Raw genomic sequence first — 18,867 nt, forward strand, 5'->3', positions numbered from 1 at the left:
GGCTCGTCGACGGGCGCTCCGTCGACGATACGACATCGATTACCTCGGGCAATGAGTTGTCCACAGGCGTTGCCAGCAGGGGGTGCTGGGCCTAATGATGTTCGCACTTGAGCGGATCTGTTGGCACCTGTGAGGTCTCGATGGTGGACATCGCCGAAGACGGTCGTACCTGGCTCCTGTCGGGCCCCGGCAGCAGCTACGCGCTGCACCTGACCGAGGCGGACGAACTGCTGCACCTGCACTGGGGGCCACGGATCGCACTCGCCGACGCCGAGGCTCTGGCGCTGAGCCCGCTGCCCGCCTACTGGCCCTTCGAGTCCCCGCTCGACGGCCGCGAGGAGTACCCCGTCGAGGGCGGCCCCCGCTTCGTCCGTCCGGCTCTGTCCGTGCGCACCGAGGAGCGGCGCGGCACCGAGTGGCGCTTCGTGTCGTACGACACAGAGGGCGGTACCGACGGCGACCAGCTGCGGCTGCGCTTCGACGACGACGGGCTCGCCGTCACCCTGCACTACCGGATGCGCGGGGACGTCGTGGAGCGCTGGGTGGCCGTGGAAAACGGCTCGCACGCGCGCGTGGAGCTGCTGCGTGCCGACGCCGCCACCTGGACCCTGCCCGACCGTGAGGGCTGGCGGCTGTCCCAGCTGCACGGCCGCTGGGCCGCCGAGTCGCTGCTGACCACCGCCCCCCTCACCTACGGCGAGAAGGTCATCGGCAGCCGCCGCGGCCACACCGGCCACCAGCACCTGCCCTGGGTCGCGCTGGACACCGACGCGACCGAGGAGCGCGGCGAGGTCTACGGCTGCGCGCTCGGCTGGTCCGGCTCCTGGCGGATCGCCGTCGCCCAACTCCCGGACGCGCGCGTGCAGATCACCGGCGGCGCCGGATACGACGACTCGGGCCTGCTGCTGCTCCAGCCGGGGGAGTCGTACACCACCCCCGTCTTCGCCGGCCTGTGGAGCGACGGCGGCTTCGGCGGGGCCAGCCGCACCTGGCACGCCTACCAGCGGGCGTACGTCATCCCGGGCGCGGAGCAGGACCGGCCGGTGCTGTTCAACTCCTGGGAGGCGACCACCTTCGACATCTCCGAGGAGCAGCAGACCGCCCTCGCCCGGCGGGCCGCCGAGATCGGCGTCGAGCTGTTCGTCGTGGACGACGGCTGGTTCGGTGCCCGCACCAGTGACCGGGCCGGCCTCGGCGACTGGACGCCCAACCCCGACCGCTTCCCGAACGGCCTCAAGCCCCTCGCCGACCAGGTGCACGGCCTCGGCATGCAGTTCGGCATCTGGGTCGAGCCGGAGATGGTCAACCCCGACAGCGACCTCTACCGCGCCCACCCCGACTGGGTGCAGTACCAACCGGGACGTAAGCGGACGGAACTACGCAACCAGCTCGTCCTCAACCTCGCCCGCGAGGACGTCCAGGAGTACCTCTGGGAGCAGCTGGACACCCTCCTGTCGAGCGCCCCGATCGACTACGTGAAGTGGGACTTCAACCGCTGCTTCACCGACGCCGGCTGGCCCGGGGAGCCGTACCCGCAGCGTCTGTGGGTCGACCACGTCCGCGCCCTGTACGCCCTGCTGGACCGGCTGCGCGCAGCCCATCCCTCGGTCGCCTTCGAGTCCTGCTCGGGCGGCGGCGGGCGGATCGACCTCGGCGTGATGAGCCGTACCGACCAGGTGTGGACCTCCGACAACACCGACCCGCTCGACCGGCTCGCCATCCAGCACGGCTTCAGCCAGATCCATCCGGCGCGGGTCATGGCCGCCTGGGTCACCGACAGCCCCAACACCCAGCTCAACGGGCGGGAGAGTTCGCTGCGGTTCCGCTTCGTCAGCTCGATGGCCGGGGTCCTCGGCGTCGGCGGCGACCTCAACGAGTGGACCGGGGAGGAACTGGCCGAGGCTCGTCGCTGGGTGGACCTCTACAAGGAGATCCGACCGGTCGTCCAGCGTGGCGACCAGTACCGGCTGCGGCCCCCGACGGGCGGTCTGAGCGCCGTCCAGTACGTCCTCGGGGACGAGGCCGTGGTCCTCGCCTGCCTCCAGACGCAGCACTACGGCGAGCCGGTGCCGGCGCTGCGGCTGCGCGGACTCGACCCGAAGGCATCGTACGAATGCCGCGAAACGGGCGAAGTGCACCGCGGGGCCGTCCTGCTGCACCACGGGCTGCGCACCGGACTGAAGGGCGACCTGGATGCGACGGTTCTCCAGCTACGCCGTATCTGAGTGTTCTGTCCGAATTGGAGCCTTCAGTCCAACTCGGTCTGGAGTAAGGGGGCATGGGAAGTCGGCGCGTGAGGAGCGTCATATTCGTGACCGTGTGTCGCGCGGCATGTCCACGTAATCCCCATAAAAGCGAAGGCAATTGAAAAGGGGGAGGATTCGGGAATTCACGGAGAGTGACCGTGAATTCCCGAATTCGATCACTTGAAAAGCCGACGCCGGGAAACTGCTTCTTGTCCGGTTGCGTCTTGCTCGCTTACGTTCGCCACCAATCCGGACGGAACGCCGAATCCTGCCGCCGCCCGGAGTCCCCACACACTTCACCCGTGTTCGGCAGGAGCGGGGGACCCGCCAGGTACGACTGCCTGTCCCGGTCTCCGGAACAGGCTGGGGTGCAGCCACGCACCGCGCGGCCGGGCAGCTCCAGCCCGAACCCGTCAGCTCACCTCGCAGGCGCCGGAGAGGAAAGCGCCATGCCCGCGAAGGGTAAGCACCGCCGTCCCAAGACCCCGCGTTTCACCCGCAAGATCGCCGTCGCCGGAACCGGCGGTGCCGCGCTGGCCCTGCCGCTCCTCGGGGCCACCGGAGCGCACGCCGCCACCACGCAGTCCGTTTCCGGAAAGGCCGTGCAGTCCCTTCCGGCCGTGGAAAAGACGACCGTGAAGAAGGCGGCCGCGCAGCTGAATTCGGGCGTGCGCACCTACACGGTGCAGTCCGGCGACTGGCTGGCGAAGATCGCCGACGCGCAGCACGTCAGCGGCGGCTGGCAGCGGCTCTACGACGCCAACCGGCAGGCCGTCGGCCAGGACCCCTCGCTGATCCACCCGGGCCTGAAGCTGTCGCTCGGCGCGAAGGCGGCCCGGACGCACACCGAGCCCTCCGCCCCGGCGCCGGCATCCCCGGCCCGGTCCCAGTCGGGCCAGGCCTCCGGTGCCGCCGCCGCCCCCTCGGCCCCCTCGGTGCCCTCCGTGTCTTCCACCGGCTACACCCTCCCGGTCGTCGGCGCCACCATCGGCACCGCCTACCACGTGGCCGGCAGCATGTGGTCCAGCGGCCACCACACCGGCGTCGACTTCGTCGTGCCGACCGGTACCCCGCTCAAGGCCGTCGCCGCCGGAACCGTCGTCTCCGCCGGGTGGGGCGGCGCGTACGGCAACCAGGTCGTCATCAAGCTGAACGACGGCTACTACGCCCAGTACGCCCACCTCTCGCAGCTCTCCGTCTCGGCCGGCCAGACCGTGACCGCGGGCCAGCAGATCGGCCTCTCCGGCGCGACCGGCAACGTGACCGGCCCGCACCTGCACTTCGAGATCCGCACCACGCCGAACTACGGCTCGGACATCGACCCGCTCGGCTACCTCCGCTCGCACGGCGTCGCCGTCTGAGCGCGTGCGCACCGTCAACACGCCTGACCGTGGCGTTATTCCAGGATTGACACATCATTTAAGGGTGTCTCATCTCACCGTTCGTCAACCCCTGCCTACGGTCGCGTAGGTCACATCCGAAGGTGAATCATGGTCCGACGTGGCAGACGATTCGAAGAATGACAACAGATCACTGATCGGGTCGTACGTGGCGGTGGGGGACAGCTTCACCGAGGGCGTGGGCGACCCCGGCCCCGACGGGGCGTTCGTGGGCTGGGCCGACCGGTTCGCGGTACTGCTCGCGGACCGGCGTCCCGAGGGCGACTTCGCGTACACCAACCTGGCCGTGCGCGGAAAGCTGCTCGACCAGATCATGGCGGACCAGCTCCCGAAGGCCGTCGAACTCGCCCCGGACCTCGTGTCCTTCTGCGCGGGCGGCAACGACATCATCCGGCCCGGCACCGACCCGGACGAGGTGGCCGAGCGTTTCGAGCGGGCCGTGTCCCAGCTCACCGAGGTCGCGGGCACCGTGCTCGTGACGACCGGCTTCGACACCCGTGGCGTCCCGCTGCTCAAGCATCTGCGCGGCAAGATCGCCACCTACAACGGGCACGTCCGCGCCATCGCCGACCGGTACGGGTGCCCCGTGCTCGACCTGTGGTCCCTGAAGTCCGTCCAGGACCGCAGGGCGTGGGACGACGACCGGCTCCACCTCTCACCCGAGGGGCACACGCGCGTGGCGCTGCGCGCAGGCCAGGCCCTCGGCCTGCAGATCCCGGCCGACCCGGAGCAGCCCTGGCCGCCGCTCCCGCCCCGGGGCACCCTGGAGGTCCGCCGCGACGACGTCCACTGGGCCCGCGAGTACCTCGTCCCGTGGATCGGCCGCCGGCTGCGCGGCGAGTCCTCCGGCGACCACGTGACGGCGAAGGGCACCCTCTCGCCGGACGACATCAAGATGCGGATCGCGTCGGTGGCCTGACGGCCGGCGTCCGTGCCCCGCACCGCGAGCCCGGCGGTGCGGGGCACATCCGTACCACCCCACCGACCGGACGCTCACCGCTCCGGCTCGGTCAACGCCTCCCGGCCCAGCCCGAGTTCCCGGGCCAGGGCCTCGTCCGCCCACTGCCGCGCCCGGGACCGCGGCACCGAGCCCGGGTACGACGTGAGCTGCACCGCGAGACCGTCGAGCAGCGCGGTGAGCCGCAGCGCCGCTCCCGCCGGGTCGGCGCACTCGAACTCGCCCCCCGCCACGCCCTCCGCGATGACCGCGGTGATCGCCGCCTTCCACTGCTGGTCCAGACCGCGGGTGACCTGCCTCAGGGCGGGCTCGCGCAGTGCCACCGCCCAGCCCTCGATCCACAGCCGCCAGCCCTTGGCCTGGCCCGTGGGCGCGTACCAGCGCACGGCGGCCCGCAGCCGGCGCAGCGCGGAGGTCCGCCGTTCCAGCAGCCCCCGCAGATGCGCGAGGTCGTCCGCGGCCGCGTACGTGAACGCCTCGGCGACCAGCTTCTCCTTGGTCGAGAAGTGGTACAGCACCAGCGCGTTGCTCACACCGAGCGCAGAGGCCACGTCGGCGATCCTCACCGCCGCCACGCCCCGCGCCTCGATCTGCTCGATGGCGGCCCGCAGCAACTCCTCCCGCCGCTCGGCCACACTCAACCGCACTCTCGCCACGCGGTCACCCTAATCCGTCGCCCAGGGCAGCACCGAAAGGGCCTGGCTCCCGCGGCCACTTCGCGTGCCACGGTCCCGTGGGCGCCCGGCCTGTGTCAGCGGTACCACCCGAAGCGCTCCGCGATCACCGGCAGCCGGTCGGTCACCAGGGCGTGGGCGGCGGCTCGCGGCGTCGTACCGTCGGCCTCCGCGCGCGTGAGCATCAGGTCGACCAGGGCACGCATCGAACGGCGGATGTGCGCGAACGCCTCGTCGGCGTCCGGGCCGATGTCGCCGAACAGGGTCCACCACCACCAGGCGTTCGTGGCGGAGTTGACGACCACGTCCGGCAGCACGGTCACCCCGCGCGCGGCCAGCAGAGCCTCCGCCTCGGGCAGGACGGGCATGTTGGCCGCCTCGACGATCCAGCGGGCGGTGATCCGCTCCTGTTCGGCGGTGCCGATCGCGTACGACACCGCGGCCGGCGCCAGCACCTCCGCGTCCGCGGACAGCCACGCGTCGCCGGGCAGTTCACGGTCGCCGGGGCGCAGCACCGAGCGGTCGACCGTGCCGTACGCGTCCCGCGCGGCCAGCAGCGCCTCCACGTCGAGACCGTCCGGGTTGGCGACGGTCCCCTTGATGTCGGCAACGGCCACCACCGCGAGGCCCGCGCGCGCGAGGAAGCGGGCCGTGGCCCCGCCCATCGTGCCCAGGCCCTGCACGGCCACCCGGGTGCCCCGGCACGGCACCGACGCCCGGTCCAGGGCGGCCAGCACCGACTCGGCGACCCCGCAGCCGCCCGCCAGCTCGTCCAGGCCGATGCCGTCCACCTCGACCGCGAAGGCGTCCGCGAGCCGCTTGCGGGCCGCCGCCTCGTCGTCCAGCAGCGGGTACACGGCCTGCACCGAGGAGACCAGGCCCGCCTCCGCCGCCGCACGGTCCACCAGGTCCTGGGTGAGGCCCAGATCCTCGCCGGTGGTCCAGAAGCTCTCGATGTACGGCCGCATGGCGCGCAGGTAGCGCACGAGCAGCCCGTACGCCCCGGGGTCCTGCGGATCGCAGTCGATGCCGCCCTTGGCGCCGCCGAGCGGGACGTAACGGCCCTCGGGGTTGTAGTGCAGGGCCTCCTTCATCGTCATGCCGCGGGCGAGTCCGGCGACCTCCTCCAGGGTGCAGCCGGGCCGCATCCGCAGCCCGCCGCTGGCCACGCCCCGCACCAGCCGGTCCACCACCAGGAAACCCCGGCGGCCGGTGATGTGGTCGGTCCAGACGAGCGACATCAGAGGGGCGGTCATGGGGGTCTCCCGGATGAGGGTTACTGAATCGCGAGTCAGTATTCGGAGCCGGTGGACGGCCTGTCAACGTGCGACGGATCCTCAGCTGTGCGCGCAGGACGCCGGACTGTGACCCCGGCCACCCCGGCCTGTCGGGGGCGCCGACCATAATGGAGGACCTCAGCGACTCCACCAGGAGGTACCGTGACCGGTTTGCGTTCCCAGAGCTTCGGGCTCGGCATGCTTCAGCCCGAGGCCTTCGGCGCGGAACCGAGCGGTGAGCGCATGGCCCGCATCCGCCGCTCCCCCCACTTCAAGGACGGCGTCTTCCAGAACCCCGGCGGCACCGCTCGCACCCGGCCCTCCGGTTCCATGCTCGACTTCGCCAAGGTGTTCCTGGACAAGGACACCCGGCCGCTGCGCGCCCCCCGCGGCACCGTCCCGGTGCACGCCACCACCCTGGCCGACCTCGCCAAGCCGCCGGCCACGGGGCTGCGGGTGACGTGGATGGGCCACTCCAGTGTGCTCGTGGAGATCGACGGCCACCGGATCCTGTTCGACCCCGTCTGGGGCGAGCGCTGCTCCCCGTTCCCCTTCGCCGGGCCCAAGCGGCTGCACCCGGTGCCGCTGCCGCTGGCCGCGCTCGGCCCGGTCGACGTGGTGGTCGTCTCGCACGACCACTACGACCACCTGGACATGCCCACGATCAAGGCGCTGGCCGGCACGGACACCGTGTTCGCCGTGCCGCTGGGCGTCGGTGCCCATCTCGAACACTGGGGCGTGTCCGCGGACCGGCTGCGCGAACTCGACTGGCACGAGGCCACCAAGGTCGGCGGACTCACCCTCACCGCCACCCCGGCCCGCCACTTCTGCGGCCGCGGCCTGCGCAACACCCAGCACACCCTGTGGGCGTCCTGGGCCGTGGCGGGCGAGGAGCACCGGGTCTACCACAGCGGTGACACCGGCTACTTCGAGGGCTTCAAGGACATCGGCGCGGCCCACGGCCCGTTCGACGCCACGATGATCCAGATCGGTGCGTACAGCGAGTTCTGGCCGGACATCCACATGACCCCCGAGGAGGGCCTGCGCGCCCACCTCGACCTCCAGGGCGGTGACCCGCACGGAGTGCTGCTGCCGATCCACTGGGGCACCTTCAACCTGGCCCCGCACCCGTGGGCCGAACCCGGCGAGTGGACCAAGGAAGCCGCCGAGGAGGCCGGCCAGGCGGTGGCGCTGCCCCGACCCGGCGAGCCCTTCGAGCCCGCCGGCAAGCTCCCCGCCGAGCCCTGGTGGCGAGGCGTCTCCGGAACCGTCCGCCGCACCTGGCGGGCGCTCGGGGCGCTGGCCGCCGAGCCCGGCGTGCGCAAGGGGCTCGACCACGGGTGATCGATGGCCCGCGTGCGGCGTCTGTCCGACCTTGAGCCAAGGCCATCGCTGATACTCTCCGTGACAATTTCTCGAAGCGGGTGGAGGGGTGGCCGGAGCGCTGCGGCTGGGGTCTCGTGCCTCATGCCGGGATCGAGGTGATGTAGAGGGGGTTCCGGAGCGCGGATCTCCCCTCGTTCCCATGACCGCTTTTGAGCAGGTTGTTTCGGTCTCTTTCGAGTTGGATCGATGGGCGCGTCACGGTTATCGGTCTGTCGTACGAGGCCTCATACCAGAGCGGGATCCTCTGCGGGTGACTTTGTCAACTGCCCACCGCACTTGATGCTCATGCGACTACTGTGAGTGTCCGGATGGCAGCCCGACGGACCAGTACGAGGACGCAGATGTCTCACCTCCGTGCACCGGCCGCCCGTGCCGACCGCCGTGAGGGCGGTCGCCACGGACGACCGGTCGCCCGACCCGCTCCCGCACTGCCCGAGACGCACATACGGCCTCAGCTCATGCGGCTCGCCGTGCTGCCGCCCGTCGCGGTCGCGCTCAGCGCCAGCGCGGCGGTCCTGTTCAGCATCCGCTCCACCGGCGCACGCCCCGCGCCCACCCTGTGGGTCGTGCTCGCCGGAGCGGTCGCGGTGACCGTCGCGGGCATCATGATCGCCGCCGTCGCCGCGGACCGGGCCGCCCGCTCGGTCAGCGACCGTGTTATCGCCCTGCGCCGCAGCGCCGCGCGTGGCGAGGCCGATCTGCGTGCCCTCGTCGAGGCACTGCGCCACGGCGAGACCCCGCCGCAGCAGGGGCCGCGCCGCCGCCCGCCGCAGGGCGCCGACGACTTCGAGCTGCTCGCCGCCGACCTGGCCCACGCGTACGACGGCGCCGTCACCGCCGTCGTGCAGGCCAGCCGGCTCTCCAGCCAGGCGGGCAGCGAGCAGAAGCTCGAGGTCTTCGTCAACCTCGCGCGGCGGCTCCAGTCCCTGGTGCACCGGGAGATCTCGATCCTCGACGACCTGGAACACGAGATCGAGGACCCCACACTCCTCAAGGGCCTGTTCCACGTCGATCACCTGGCCACCCGGATCCGGCGGCACGCCGAGAACCTCGCCGTGCTCGGCGGCGCCGTCTCCCGCCGGCAGTGGAGCAACCCGGTGAGCATGACCGAGGTGCTGCGCTCCGCCATCGCCGAGGTCGAGCAGTACTCCCGGGTCAAGCTGGTGCCACCCATCGACGGCGAACTGCGCGGCCACGCCGTCGCCGACGTCATCCACCTGCTCGCCGAACTCGTCGAGAACGCCACGGTGTTCTCCGCCCCGCACACCCAGGTGCTGCTCCGCGCCAACCTCGTCACCTCCGGGCTCGCCGTGGAGGTCGAGGACCGCGGGCTCGGCATGCCGGTCGGCGAACAGAACAAGATGAACGCCCTGCTCGCCGACCCCGACCAGGTCAATGTCGCGAGCCTGTTGGCCGACGGCCGGATCGGCCTCTACGTCGTTTCCCAGCTCGCCCGGCGCCACGGCATCGGCGTGCGTCTGCAGACCAACATCTACGGCGGTGTGCAGGCCGTACTCGTGGTCCCGCAGGCGTTGTTGGGCACGACGCAGGGTGTACCGGGGGCCGCACCGCAGCCCCAGGATCCGGTGGTGACCCCCCAGGTGCCGCGGCAGGGGCGTGCGGCATCCGTCGAGCACCTGCCGGGAGCCGCGGCCGGGGCGGGCCCGGCCGGCGGACCGGGCACGAGTGACCCGGGCAGCGCGCGGGCCGGAGGGCAGGTCGGGACCGGATCGGACCCGGCGGCCGAACGGCGGCGGCACGCGCAGTACGGATCCGGGCACAGCGGCACCCCCGGAAGCGGGGGCATGCACAACGGGGGTGCCCAGAACGGGGGTTCACAGGCTGCCGGCTCACCGCCCCCGCTGCCCGTGCGCGGCGCCCATGAGCAGCGACCCAACATCGCCGAAGCCGTGCCCGGCATCAACGCCGAGGACCGGTCGGTGCTCGAGACCCACGCGGGCACCCTGCCCACCCCGCGCACCGGTGCGGTCCGCGGCACCATGGACAAGCCCCAACTGCCCCGCCGGCGCGCCCAGGAGCACATCGTTCCCCAACTGCGCGGCGGCCCGGTTCCCCGCCAGGACGGCGACGTCGTCCCGGGCCACGACCCCGGCCTGATGGCGGCCTTCCAGCGGGGGATCGGACTCGCCGAGGCACAGCAGAACATGGAGTCGGCACACGGGGATTCACCCCGTGTGGAGACCGCACCCGCGGTGCCCGGACACCTGGACGCGGGCCCGGCCCACAGGGCACCGGCCACGGTGTCGCCCCATGTGCACCCCGCACACGTCGACGCAAGCCCACTGGGCGCCAACTCCATGGCTGCCCACCCCATGGACGCGGCCAACCCCCTGGCCCAGACGCCCATAACCCAGAGGCGCACGCACGCGCCGGTATCCGAGGGCCCCGGCCGGTCCGACGGGAGCGCACCAGCCGGATGACCACCCTCGTCAGTCCCGCACCACCCCCCACCCCCAGCGCTCCCGCTGACCTTCGTACCCCAAGGAGTCGATCCACCATGGCGAGCGACGCGCCCACCGCCCAGGCATCCGACCTCGACTGGCTGCTGAGCGGCCTAGTGCAGCGCGTACCGCACACCAGCAGCGCGGTGCTCCTGTCGTGCGACGGACTGGTGAAGTCCGTCCACGGCCTGGACCCGGACAGTGCCGACCACATGGCGGCCCTGGCCTCCGGCCTCTACTCCCTCGGCCGCAGCGCGGGGGTCCGGTTCGGCGACGGCGGGGACGTCCGCCAGGTCGTCGTCGAACTCGACTCGACGCTGCTGTTCGTCACCACCGCCGGTTCCGGCACCTGCCTGGCCGTGCTCGCAGGCCGCGAGGCCGACGCCGCCGTGCTCGGCTACGAGATGGCGATGCTGGTCAAGAGCGTCCGCCCGTACCTGGTGACCGCGCCCCGGCAGCACGCCGTCGAATCCACGGCGATGAGGCCTTGAACGTGGCCGCAGCCGGCGACGGGCCCTGGCTCGACGACGCGGCCGGACGGCTGGTGCGCCCGTTCACGGTCAGCAACGGCCGCACCGAGCCCAGTATCGCCCTCGACCTGATGTCGCAGGTGATGGCCACCGGTGTCACCCCGCTCGGCTATCTCGGCCCCGAGCACGCCCAGGCGCTCGACCTGAGCCGCGCGCCCGTCTCGGTGGCCGAGGTGGCCGCGCATCTGAAACTGCCCGCCGTGGTCACCAAGGTGCTCCTCTCGGACCTCGTCGACTGCGGGGCGCTGACCACCAAGCCCCCCGCGTTCCACCACAACCCCACTGACCGGTCTCTGCTGGAGGCAGTGCTCGATGGACTACGACGACAGCTCTGACCCGTTTCCGACCGCCCTCAAGATCCTGGTGGCGGGCGGGTTCGGGGTCGGTAAGACCACCTTCGTGGGAGCGGTCAGCGAGATCGCCCCGCTCAGCACCGAGGAGCTGCTCACCACGGTCAGCGCCGCCACGGACAACCTCGACGGCATCGAGAACAAGGTCGAGACGACGGTCGCCATGGACTTCGGCCGGATCACCCTCGATCCGGAGCACGTCCTGTACCTGTTCGGCACGCCGGGGCAGGAGCGGTTCTGGTTCATGTGGGACGAGCTGTCGGAAGGGGCGCTCGGCGCGGTCATCCTCGCCGACACGCGCCGTCTGGAGGAGTGCTTCGCGGCCGTGGACTTCTTCGAGGAGCGCGGCCTCGCCTTCATCGTCGCCATCAACGAGTTCGACGGCGGCTACCGCTACGACCCGGAGGAGGTGCGTGTGGCCCTCGACCTCGACCCCGAGATCCCGGTCGTCTGCTGCGACGCCCGCATCTCCAGCTCCGGCGTGCAGACCCTGCTCACCCTCGTACGCCACCTCATCGCCCACGCCCCGGCGCCCGCGCCGAGCCACGGCGCCCACATGTGATCCCGCCATACCGCCCACGGAGCCGCCCTATGAGACACGCCCACAGCGCCGGAGCCCGGCCATGAGCTACGAGCCGCCCCGACCGGTCCGGGGTCTGCTGCTCACCCCCGAGGACAGGGAGGCGCCCGCCCGCATCTCCCGACTGCGCCGACTCGGCCTGGGGGAGCGGCCCGAACCCGCTCTCGACGCCTTCGCGCACCATCTCGCCCAGCTCACCGGCGCGCCGTACGCCATGGTCAACTTCGTCGGCGAGAACCACCAGTACTTCGCGGGCCTGCGCACCCCGGTCGCCGCGCCGATGGTCCGGGAGGACGGCAGCAGGCCCGAGGTCGGCCGTGTCCTGCCGCGCGACCATGGCTTCTGCCCCCATGTGGTGGTCCGCCGCAAGGCCCTGGTGCTGGAGGACGTCTGCGACTATCCCCGCTTCGCCGGGAACCCGGTCGTCGACGAGTACGGCATCCGCTCCTACCTCGGTGCCCCGCTCATCGACAGCTACGGCATGGCTCTCGGCACCGTGTGCGCCTTCGACATCGCACCCCGGGCCTGGGGGAAAGCCGGGCTGGAGACCATCAAGGCGCTGGCCGCCGAACTCGTCGTACGCATCGAACGGTCCGCGGACGACGGGCTGACGATCTGAGGTGCCCGCGGGGACGGACACGACCCTGGGGATCCGGGAGGCATGAAGGAAAGCTGAGGCGGCGGTTAAGAAAAGCTCGATGGACCCCGGCCCTCGCATACGGCAGATTGCAGGGTGATTCCACCCCTCTGACCCGGTGCGGGCTCCTTCGGCATGCCCTCGACCGGGACCTCACCCACAGGAGTCGTAGCGTTGAAGGCGCTGGTCAAGGAGAAGGCGGAGCCCGGGCTCTGGCTCGCGGACGTACCCGAGCCCGAAATCGGTCCCGGGGACGTACTGATCAAGGTCATGCGGACCGGTATCTGCGGCACCGACCTGCACATCCGGGCCTGGGACGGCTGGGCGCAGCAGGCCATCAGTACTCCGCTCGTGCTCGGACACGAGTTCGTCGGGCAGGTCGTCGAGACCGGCCGCGACGTCACCGACATCCGGGTCGGCGACCGGGTCAGCGGCGAGGGCCACCTGGTGTGCGGCAAGTGCCGTAACTGCCTGGCCGGCCGCCGTCATCTGTGCCGGGCCACCATCGGCCTCGGTGTCGGCCGCGACGGCGCGTTCGCCGAGTACGTCGCGCTGCCCGCGTCCAACGTCTGGGTGCACCGCGTCCCCGTCGACCTCGACGTCGCCGCGATCTTCGACCCGTTCGGCAACGCCGTGCACACCGCGCTGTCCTTCCCGCTGGTCGGCGAGGACGTCCTGATCACCGGCGCCGGACCGATCGGCCTCATGGCGGCGGCGGTGGCCCGCCACGCCGGTGCCCGCAACGTCGTCATCACCGACGTCAGCGAGGAGCGTCTGGAGCTCGCGCGCAAGATCGGCGTGAGCCTCGCCCTGAACGTCTCCCGGACCTCGATCGCCGACGGGCAGCGGGAGCTGGGCCTGCGCGAGGGCTTCGACATCGGCCTGGAGATGTCCGGCCGCCCCGAGGCCATGCGGGACATGATCGCCAACATGACGCACGGCGGCCGGATCGCCATGCTCGGCCTGCCCGCCGAGGAGTTCCCGGTCGACTGGTCCCGGATCGTCACCTCGATGATCACCATCAAGGGCATCTACGGCCGGGAGATGTTCGAGACCTGGTACGCGATGTCGGTCCTGCTGGAGGGCGGCCTGGACCTCGCCCCGGTGATCACCGGCCGGTACGGCTACCGCGACTTCGAGGCGGCCTTCGCCGACGCGGCGAGCGGCACCGGCGGCAAGATCATCCTGGACTGGACCGCGTAACCCCCCTTCTTCCGCCAGCACTTTCAGAGGAGCCCCCTCATGTTCAGCTCTGTCCGTGACGACCTGCGCGCCACCCTCGACGAGATCCGTGCCGCCGGCCTGCACAAGCCCGAGCGGGTCATCGACAGCCCGCAGTCCGCGACCGTCAACGTCAGCGCCGGCGGCCGCCCCGGCGAGGTCCTCAACTTCTGCGCCAACAACTACCTCGGCCTCGCCGACCACCCCGAGGTGATCGGCGCCGCCCACCAGGCCCTGGACCGCTGGGGCTACGGCATGGCCTCCGTGCGCTTCATCTGCGGCACCCAGGAGGTGCACAAGGAGCTGGAGGCGCGCCTGTCGGCGTTCCTCGGGCAGGAGGACACGATCCTGTACTCCTCCTGCTTCGACGCCAACGGCGGTGTCTTCGAGACCCTGCTCGGCGAGGAGGACGCGGTGATCTCCGACGCCCTCAACCACGCCTCCATCATCGACGGCATCCGCCTGTCCAAGGCCCGCCGCTTCCGCTACGCCAACCGCGACCTCGCGGACCTGGAGACCAAGCTCAAGGAGGCGACCGAGGGCGGCGCGCGGCGCAAGCTGATCGTCACCGACGGCGTCTTCTCCATGGACGGCTACGTGGCCCCGCTCGGCGAGATCTGCGACCTCGCCGACCGCTACGACGCGATGGTCATGGTCGACGACTCGCACGCCGTCGGCTTCGTCGGCCCCAGCGGCCGCGGCACCCCCGAGCTGCACGGCGTCATGGACCGCGTCGACATCATCACCGGCACCCTCGGCAAGGCGCTCGGCGGCGCCTCCGGCGGCTATGTCGCCGCCCGCGCCGAGATCGTCGCCCTGCTGCGCCAGCGCTCCCGCCCGTACCTGTTCTCGAACACCCTGGCCCCGGTGATCGCGGCCGCGTCTCTGAAGGTCCTCGACCTGCTGGAGTCGGCCGACGACCTGCGTGTCCGGCTCACCGAGAACACCGCGCTGTTCCGCCGCCGGATGACCGAAGAGGGCTTCGACATCCTCCCCGGCGACCACGCCATTGCCCCCGTCATGATCGGCGACGCGGCCGAGGCGGCCCGCATGGCGGAACTGCTGCTGGAGCGGGGCGTGTACGTGATCGGCTTCTCCTACCCGGTCGTCCCGCAGGGCCAGGCCCGCATCCGCGTGCAGCTGTCCGCCGCGCACTCCACCGAGGACGTCGACCGGGCCGTGGACGCCTTCGTCGCCGCCCGCGCGGAGCTGGCGGCCTGACCAGTGCGGACACCCTGAGATAATTGGTCCCATGATCGAAGCCCGGCGGCTCCACATCCTCCGTGCGGTGGCCGACCACCGCACGGTCACGGCGGCAGCCGCCGCGCTCTATCTCACCCCCTCCGCCGTCTCCCAGCAGCTGGCGGCCCTGGAGCAGGAGACCGGGCACCGCCTGGTCGAGCGCAGCGCCAAGGGCGTACGGCTCACCCCGGCCGGCGAGATCCTGCTCGGCCACACCAACGCGGTCCTGGCCCAGCTGGAGCGGGCCGAGGCCGAGCTGGCGGCCTACGGCTCGGGGGAGGCGGGCACGGTCACCGTGGCCGCCTTCGCGACCGGCATCGCCCAGGTGGTGGCGCCCGCGGTGGCCCGCCTCGCGGCCGCCGCACCCGGCATACGCATCCGCGTCCAGGACGCCGAGGGCGACGCCAGTCTGCCCATGGTCCTGGACCGGCAGGTGGACGTCGCGGTGGCCGTCGAGTACCGCGGGGCCCCGCCCGCCGACGACCCCCGGCTCACCCACGTGCCCCTGTACGCCGAGCCCTTCGACGCGGTCGTCCCGGTCGGCCACCGCCTCGCCGACGTCCCGGAGGTTCCGCTGGCGGAGCTGGCCAAGGACGCCTGGATCGGCCCGTACCCCGGCAACCCCTGCCACGACGTGGTGGTCCTCGCCTGCGAGAGCGCCGGGTTCCAGCCCCGCCTGGAGCACTCCTCCGACGACTTCCGTGCCGTCGTCGCCCTGGCCTCGGCCGACGCGGGCGTGGCCCTCGTGCCGCGCTCGGCCCTGCGCGGGATGGACCTCACGGGTGTGGTCGTCCGCCCCGTGGACGGCGTGGCCCCGACCCGCCGGGTCTTCGCGGCCGTACGGCGAGGAGCCGAGGGGCACCCGCTGATCCGTCAGGTGCTCCAGGCCCTGGAGGAGGCGGCGACTCAGGCGTGAGCCTTCCGTAACGCGCACGTCTCATATCCGGGATAGCGTCCCGGATATGAGAAGCGAAGGTCCCGACCCTGTCGACGCCCGGATCGACGCCCGGATCGGTGCCCGGCTCGCCGAACTCCGGGCTCAACACGGCTGGTCCCTGGGGGAGTTGGCCGAGCGCAGCGGAGTGAGCAGGTCGACCCTGTCCCGAGCCGAGCGTGCGGAGATCAGCGCCACCGCAGCCGTCCTCAACCGCCTCTGCCACGTCTACGGACGCACCATGTCCCAGCTGCTCGGCGAGGTCGAGGCGGAACCGGCTCCGCTGGTGCGGGCGGCCGAGCAGCAGGTGTGGCAGGACCGCGCCTCCGGATTCGTCCGCCGGTCCGTGTCCCCGCCGCACGCCGGCCTGCGCGGCGAACTGGTCGAGGGCCGGCTCGCCCCGGGCGCCGACATCGCGTACGACCGCCCGCCCGTGTCCGGGCTGGAACAGCACCTGTGGGTCCTGGAGGGTGCGCTGGAGGTGACCGTCGGCGACACCGGCCACCGTCTCGACGCGGGCGACTGCCTGCGGATGCGGGTCTTCGGGCCGACGAGGTTCCGCTGCGCCGGGCCGCGAGAGGCCCGCTATGTGCTGGCGGTGGTGCGGCCGTGAGGGTGCTGCGCTGGAACGAGGCCCAAGTGCGGGACGGCAGCGAGGAGTTGGCCGGACTGCTGGCCGACACCGTGGCCGGGGGCGCCTCGGTCGGCTTCCTCGCGCCGCTCGGGCGGGCGGAGGCGGCCGCCTGGTGGCGGGAGCGGGCCGACGCGGTGGCGACCGGGCGGCTGGCGGTGTGGGTGGCCGTGGACGACACGGACCGTGTCGCGGGCACGGTGAGCCTGGCCCTGCCCGACAAGCCCAACGGCCGCCACCGCGCCGAACTCGTGAAGCTGATGGTGCACCGCTCCGCGCGCGGGCAGGGCCTCGGCCGCAGACTCCTTGCCACCGCCGAGGACGCGGCCGCCGCCACCGGCCTCACCCTTCTCCACCTGGACACCGAGACCGGCAGCCCCGCCGAACACCTCTACCGCTCGGCCGGCTGGAGCGAGGCCGGCAGCCTCCCCGACTACGCCGCGAACCCGGCGGGCGAACTGCGCCCGACGACCCTCTACTACAAGCGGGTGGGTCCGCCGACCGGGTGACTGTCAGTGGCAGGGGCTACCGTGCGTGGCATGCCGGATGCAGAAGACGTACGCCGTATCGCCCTGTCCCTGCCGGACACCACGGAGAAGATCGCCTGGAGCATGCCCACGTTCCGGGTGGCCGGGAAGATGTTCGCCACGCTGCCCGAGGACGAGACGTCCATCGCCGTGCGCTGCCCCAAGGAGGAGCGCGACGAACTGGTCATGGCGGAGCCGGGGAAGTTCTGGATCGCCGACCACGAGGCCCAGTTCGCCTGGGTGAGAGCGAGACTCGCCGCGCTGGAGGGCGAGGAGGAGCTGCGCGACATCCTCGCCGATTCCTGGCGACAGGCCGCCCCGCCCCGACTCCTGGACGCCTACCCGGAGTTGGGCCTGCCCGGCGGCAGCTGAAAATCCCTCGGCGGAGGCAGGGGCGGCGTGGCATGATCCCGCGCGGCGGGGATGCGGGGTGGGGAGGGGAGCGTACGAATGACGGGTACGGACGCACGGCGTGACATCGTCGGTACCGGCGCCGGCACCGGGGTTCGGCGCAAGGCCGGTGCCGAGCCACCGGCCGTCTGGTCGCGGGACTTCGCGCTGTTCTTCGTCGCCCGTGCCGTCGCCCGCCTCGGCGACACCATGCTGCCCGTGGCGCTCGCCGCCGGTCTGCTGGAGCACGGGTACGGCGCGGGCGCGGTCGGTCTCGCCATGGCCTCCTCCGTCGCCGCCTTCGCCGGACTCGTCGTCCTCGGCGGGGTCATCGCCGACCGGTTCAGCACCCGCAGGCTGATGATCGGCGCCGACCTGGTCCGGCTCGTCACCCAGTCCTTCGCCGCCGGTCTCTTCTTCACCGGGCACGTGGTCCTGTGGCAGATCTGCGTCATCGGTGTCGTCAACGGCGTGGCCGCGGCCGTCTTCCAGCCGGGGGTGGCCAGCACCGTGCCCCGTCTCGCCCCCGACATCCAGGGGGCGAACGGCGCGATCCGGATCGCCGAGTCGTCGGCGCAGCTTGCCGGACCGGCCGTCGCCGGCCTCCTGGTCGGCTTCGTCTCGCCCGGTGGCCTGTTCGCCGTGCACGCCACCACCTACGCCACCAGCGCCCTGTGCCTGCTCCTCCTCCGGCTGCCTCCGCTCCCCGCGGCCGCCCGCACCGCCGGTCCCGGCCTGCGCGCCTTCCGGGCCGACCTGGTCGAGGGCTGGCGGGAGTTCCGGTCGCGGACCTGGCTGTGGGGCGTGATCGCCGTGTGGTGCGTGTACATGATCGCCGTATGGGGGCCGACGGTCCCGCTCGTCGCCACCGAGGTCGTCCAGCACCACGGTCCCCGCGCCTACGGCCTGGTCAACTCGGCCCTCGGCGCCGGCACTGTGATCGGCGGCCTGCTCGCCCTCAGACTGCGGCCCCGCCGCATGCTGCGGGCCGGTGCGCTCGCCCTGTTCGCCTTCTTCGGCTTCCCGGCGACCGTCGGCGCCGGCCTCGGCGTGCCGGCCATGGCGGCCGGGGCGGCGGTGGCCGGGGCCGGGATGTCGTTCTGGGGGGTGATGTGGGCGACCAGCGTGCAGACCCAGGTCCCGTCCGACGTCCTCAACCGCATCCACGCCTACGACGTGGCCGGCTCCCTGGCGATGATGCCCGTGGGCCAGGCCCTCGCGGGCCCGGCGGCCGCAGCCCTCGGCACCGACCACGTCCTGCTGGTCTCCGCCGTCATGAGCGTGCTGGTGGCCGCGGCCCTGCTCTCGGTCCCGGCGATACGGGGCCTGGTGCGAGCGGAGACGCAGACACCGACGCACTGAGCAGGCGCCGCGGCCGGGCTGGTGTGGGTTCCCGCGGGTGTTCGGGACTGGGGTGCGATG

General features: G+C 72.1%; 18 protein-coding genes and 1 riboswitch. Of the genes, 16 read left to right on the top strand and 2 right to left on the bottom strand.

The window, feature by feature from the left end:
- Window positions 1-140 precede the first annotated feature (140 nt).
- The 3 genes from ACFYZZ_RS34490 to ACFYZZ_RS34500 all read left to right on the top strand — a co-directional run bounded on the left by ACFYZZ_RS34490 (window position 141) and on the right by ACFYZZ_RS34500 (window position 4,565).
- Window positions 141-2,225, top strand: coding sequence for an alpha-galactosidase (locus tag ACFYZZ_RS34490; RefSeq protein WP_389185035.1), 2,085 nt, complete (start codon window positions 141-143; stop codon window positions 2,223-2,225).
- 303 nt (window positions 2,226-2,528) lie between these two features.
- A riboswitch (cyclic di-AMP (ydaO/yuaA leader) is annotated at window positions 2,529-2,691 on the top strand.
- A gap of 4 nt (window positions 2,692-2,695) precedes the next feature.
- Window positions 2,696-3,607, top strand: a complete 912-nt coding sequence (locus ACFYZZ_RS34495) for a peptidoglycan DD-metalloendopeptidase family protein (RefSeq protein WP_389184602.1) — start codon at window positions 2,696-2,698, stop codon at window positions 3,605-3,607.
- Between the two features lie 172 nt (window positions 3,608-3,779).
- Window positions 3,780-4,565: an SGNH/GDSL hydrolase family protein gene (locus ACFYZZ_RS34500; RefSeq protein ID WP_389185038.1), complete on the top strand. Its 786-nt coding sequence runs from the start codon at window positions 3,780-3,782 to the stop codon at window positions 4,563-4,565.
- 74 nt (window positions 4,566-4,639) lie between these two features.
- On the opposite strand, the gene ACFYZZ_RS34505 is transcribed toward ACFYZZ_RS34500, so the two are convergent.
- Window positions 4,640-5,260, bottom strand: coding sequence for a TetR/AcrR family transcriptional regulator (locus ACFYZZ_RS34505; RefSeq protein WP_389184605.1), 621 nt, complete (start codon window positions 5,258-5,260; stop codon window positions 4,640-4,642).
- A gap of 95 nt (window positions 5,261-5,355) precedes the next feature.
- Window positions 5,356-6,534 (bottom strand): Glu/Leu/Phe/Val dehydrogenase dimerization domain-containing protein, encoded by a 1,179-nt coding sequence (locus ACFYZZ_RS34510; RefSeq protein WP_389184608.1) that lies wholly within the window; start codon window positions 6,532-6,534, stop codon window positions 5,356-5,358.
- Window positions 6,535-6,717: 183 nt separating this feature from the next.
- Here ACFYZZ_RS34510 and ACFYZZ_RS34515 point away from each other — a divergent pair, with 183 nt between their 5' ends.
- From ACFYZZ_RS34515 to ACFYZZ_RS34575, 13 genes are all read left to right on the top strand, one after another.
- Window positions 6,718-7,899, top strand: a complete 1,182-nt coding sequence (locus ACFYZZ_RS34515) for an MBL fold metallo-hydrolase (protein WP_389184610.1) — start codon at window positions 6,718-6,720, stop codon at window positions 7,897-7,899.
- 383 nt (window positions 7,900-8,282) lie between these two features.
- Entirely contained in the window at window positions 8,283-10,382 is a 2,100-nt protein-coding gene (locus tag ACFYZZ_RS34520) for an ATP-binding protein (RefSeq protein WP_389184613.1), read from the top strand.
- A gap of 77 nt (window positions 10,383-10,459) precedes the next feature.
- Window positions 10,460-10,894, top strand: coding sequence for a roadblock/LC7 domain-containing protein (locus tag ACFYZZ_RS34525; protein WP_389184616.1), 435 nt, complete (start codon window positions 10,460-10,462; stop codon window positions 10,892-10,894).
- A 2-nt stretch (window positions 10,895-10,896) separates the two neighbouring features.
- Complete coding sequence (locus ACFYZZ_RS34530) at window positions 10,897-11,268, top strand: DUF742 domain-containing protein (RefSeq protein ID WP_389184619.1); 372 nt, start codon at window positions 10,897-10,899, stop codon at window positions 11,266-11,268.
- A complete protein-coding gene (locus ACFYZZ_RS34535; protein ID WP_386577824.1) occupies window positions 11,246-11,845 on the top strand; it encodes an ATP/GTP-binding protein in 600 nt (199 codons plus the stop codon). The genes ACFYZZ_RS34530 and ACFYZZ_RS34535 overlap by 23 nt, the downstream gene beginning before the upstream one ends.
- 61 nt (window positions 11,846-11,906) lie before the next feature.
- Entirely contained in the window at window positions 11,907-12,482 is a 576-nt protein-coding gene (locus ACFYZZ_RS34540) for a GAF domain-containing protein (protein WP_389184622.1), read from the top strand.
- 192 nt (window positions 12,483-12,674) lie between these two features.
- A complete protein-coding gene (gene tdh / locus ACFYZZ_RS34545; protein ID WP_389184625.1) occupies window positions 12,675-13,703 on the top strand; it encodes an L-threonine 3-dehydrogenase in 1,029 nt (342 codons plus the stop codon).
- Window positions 13,704-13,742: 39 nt separating this feature from the next.
- Complete coding sequence (locus ACFYZZ_RS34550) at window positions 13,743-14,942, top strand: glycine C-acetyltransferase (protein WP_389184628.1); 1,200 nt, start codon at window positions 13,743-13,745, stop codon at window positions 14,940-14,942.
- A gap of 31 nt (window positions 14,943-14,973) precedes the next feature.
- On the top strand, window positions 14,974-15,879 hold the full coding sequence (locus ACFYZZ_RS34555) for a LysR family transcriptional regulator (RefSeq protein ID WP_386577828.1): 906 nt from the start codon (window positions 14,974-14,976) through the stop codon (window positions 15,877-15,879).
- Window positions 15,880-15,925: 46 nt separating this feature from the next.
- The gene (locus ACFYZZ_RS34560) at window positions 15,926-16,510 is read left to right on the top strand and encodes a helix-turn-helix domain-containing protein (RefSeq protein WP_389184631.1); all 585 of its coding nucleotides are present in this window, start codon (window positions 15,926-15,928) and stop codon (window positions 16,508-16,510) included.
- Window positions 16,507-17,037, top strand: a complete 531-nt coding sequence (locus tag ACFYZZ_RS34565) for a GNAT family N-acetyltransferase (protein ID WP_389184634.1) — start codon at window positions 16,507-16,509, stop codon at window positions 17,035-17,037. Before ACFYZZ_RS34560 ends, ACFYZZ_RS34565 begins: the two co-directional genes overlap by 4 nt.
- A gap of 30 nt (window positions 17,038-17,067) precedes the next feature.
- Window positions 17,068-17,427, top strand: a complete 360-nt coding sequence (locus ACFYZZ_RS34570) for an MmcQ/YjbR family DNA-binding protein (protein WP_389184637.1) — start codon at window positions 17,068-17,070, stop codon at window positions 17,425-17,427.
- Between the two features lie 78 nt (window positions 17,428-17,505).
- Window positions 17,506-18,807, top strand: coding sequence for an MFS transporter (locus ACFYZZ_RS34575; protein ID WP_389184639.1), 1,302 nt, complete (start codon window positions 17,506-17,508; stop codon window positions 18,805-18,807).
- Window positions 18,808-18,867 lie beyond the last annotated feature (60 nt).

It is taken from the genome of Streptomyces sp. NPDC001816, assembly GCF_042892235.1.
GTDB lineage: Bacteria > Actinomycetota > Actinomycetes > Streptomycetales > Streptomycetaceae > Streptomyces.

Excerpts from the sequence above, each read along its gene's own strand:
- ACFYZZ_RS34495 (WP_389184602.1), top strand. The coding sequence starts at position 2,696 with ATGCCCGCGAAGGGTAAGCACCGCCGTCCCAAGACCCCGCGTTTCACC.
- ACFYZZ_RS34550 (WP_389184628.1), top strand. The coding sequence starts at position 13,743 with ATGTTCAGCTCTGTCCGTGACGACCTGCGCGCCACCCTCGACGAGATC.
- ACFYZZ_RS34510 (WP_389184608.1), bottom strand. The coding sequence starts at position 6,534 with ATGACCGCCCCTCTGATGTCGCTCGTCTGGACCGACCACATCACCGGC.
- ACFYZZ_RS34555 (WP_386577828.1), top strand. The coding sequence starts at position 14,974 with ATGATCGAAGCCCGGCGGCTCCACATCCTCCGTGCGGTGGCCGACCAC.
- ACFYZZ_RS34560 (WP_389184631.1), top strand. The coding sequence starts at position 15,926 with ATGAGAAGCGAAGGTCCCGACCCTGTCGACGCCCGGATCGACGCCCGG.
- ACFYZZ_RS34570 (WP_389184637.1), top strand. The coding sequence starts at position 17,068 with ATGCCGGATGCAGAAGACGTACGCCGTATCGCCCTGTCCCTGCCGGAC.
- ACFYZZ_RS34490 (WP_389185035.1), top strand. The coding sequence starts at position 141 with ATGGTGGACATCGCCGAAGACGGTCGTACCTGGCTCCTGTCGGGCCCC.
- ACFYZZ_RS34535 (WP_386577824.1), top strand. The coding sequence starts at position 11,246 with ATGGACTACGACGACAGCTCTGACCCGTTTCCGACCGCCCTCAAGATC.
- ACFYZZ_RS34540 (WP_389184622.1), top strand. The coding sequence starts at position 11,907 with ATGAGCTACGAGCCGCCCCGACCGGTCCGGGGTCTGCTGCTCACCCCC.
- ACFYZZ_RS34525 (WP_389184616.1), top strand. The coding sequence starts at position 10,460 with ATGGCGAGCGACGCGCCCACCGCCCAGGCATCCGACCTCGACTGGCTG.
- ACFYZZ_RS34575 (WP_389184639.1), top strand. The coding sequence starts at position 17,506 with ATGACGGGTACGGACGCACGGCGTGACATCGTCGGTACCGGCGCCGGC.
- ACFYZZ_RS34520 (WP_389184613.1), top strand. The coding sequence starts at position 8,283 with ATGTCTCACCTCCGTGCACCGGCCGCCCGTGCCGACCGCCGTGAGGGC.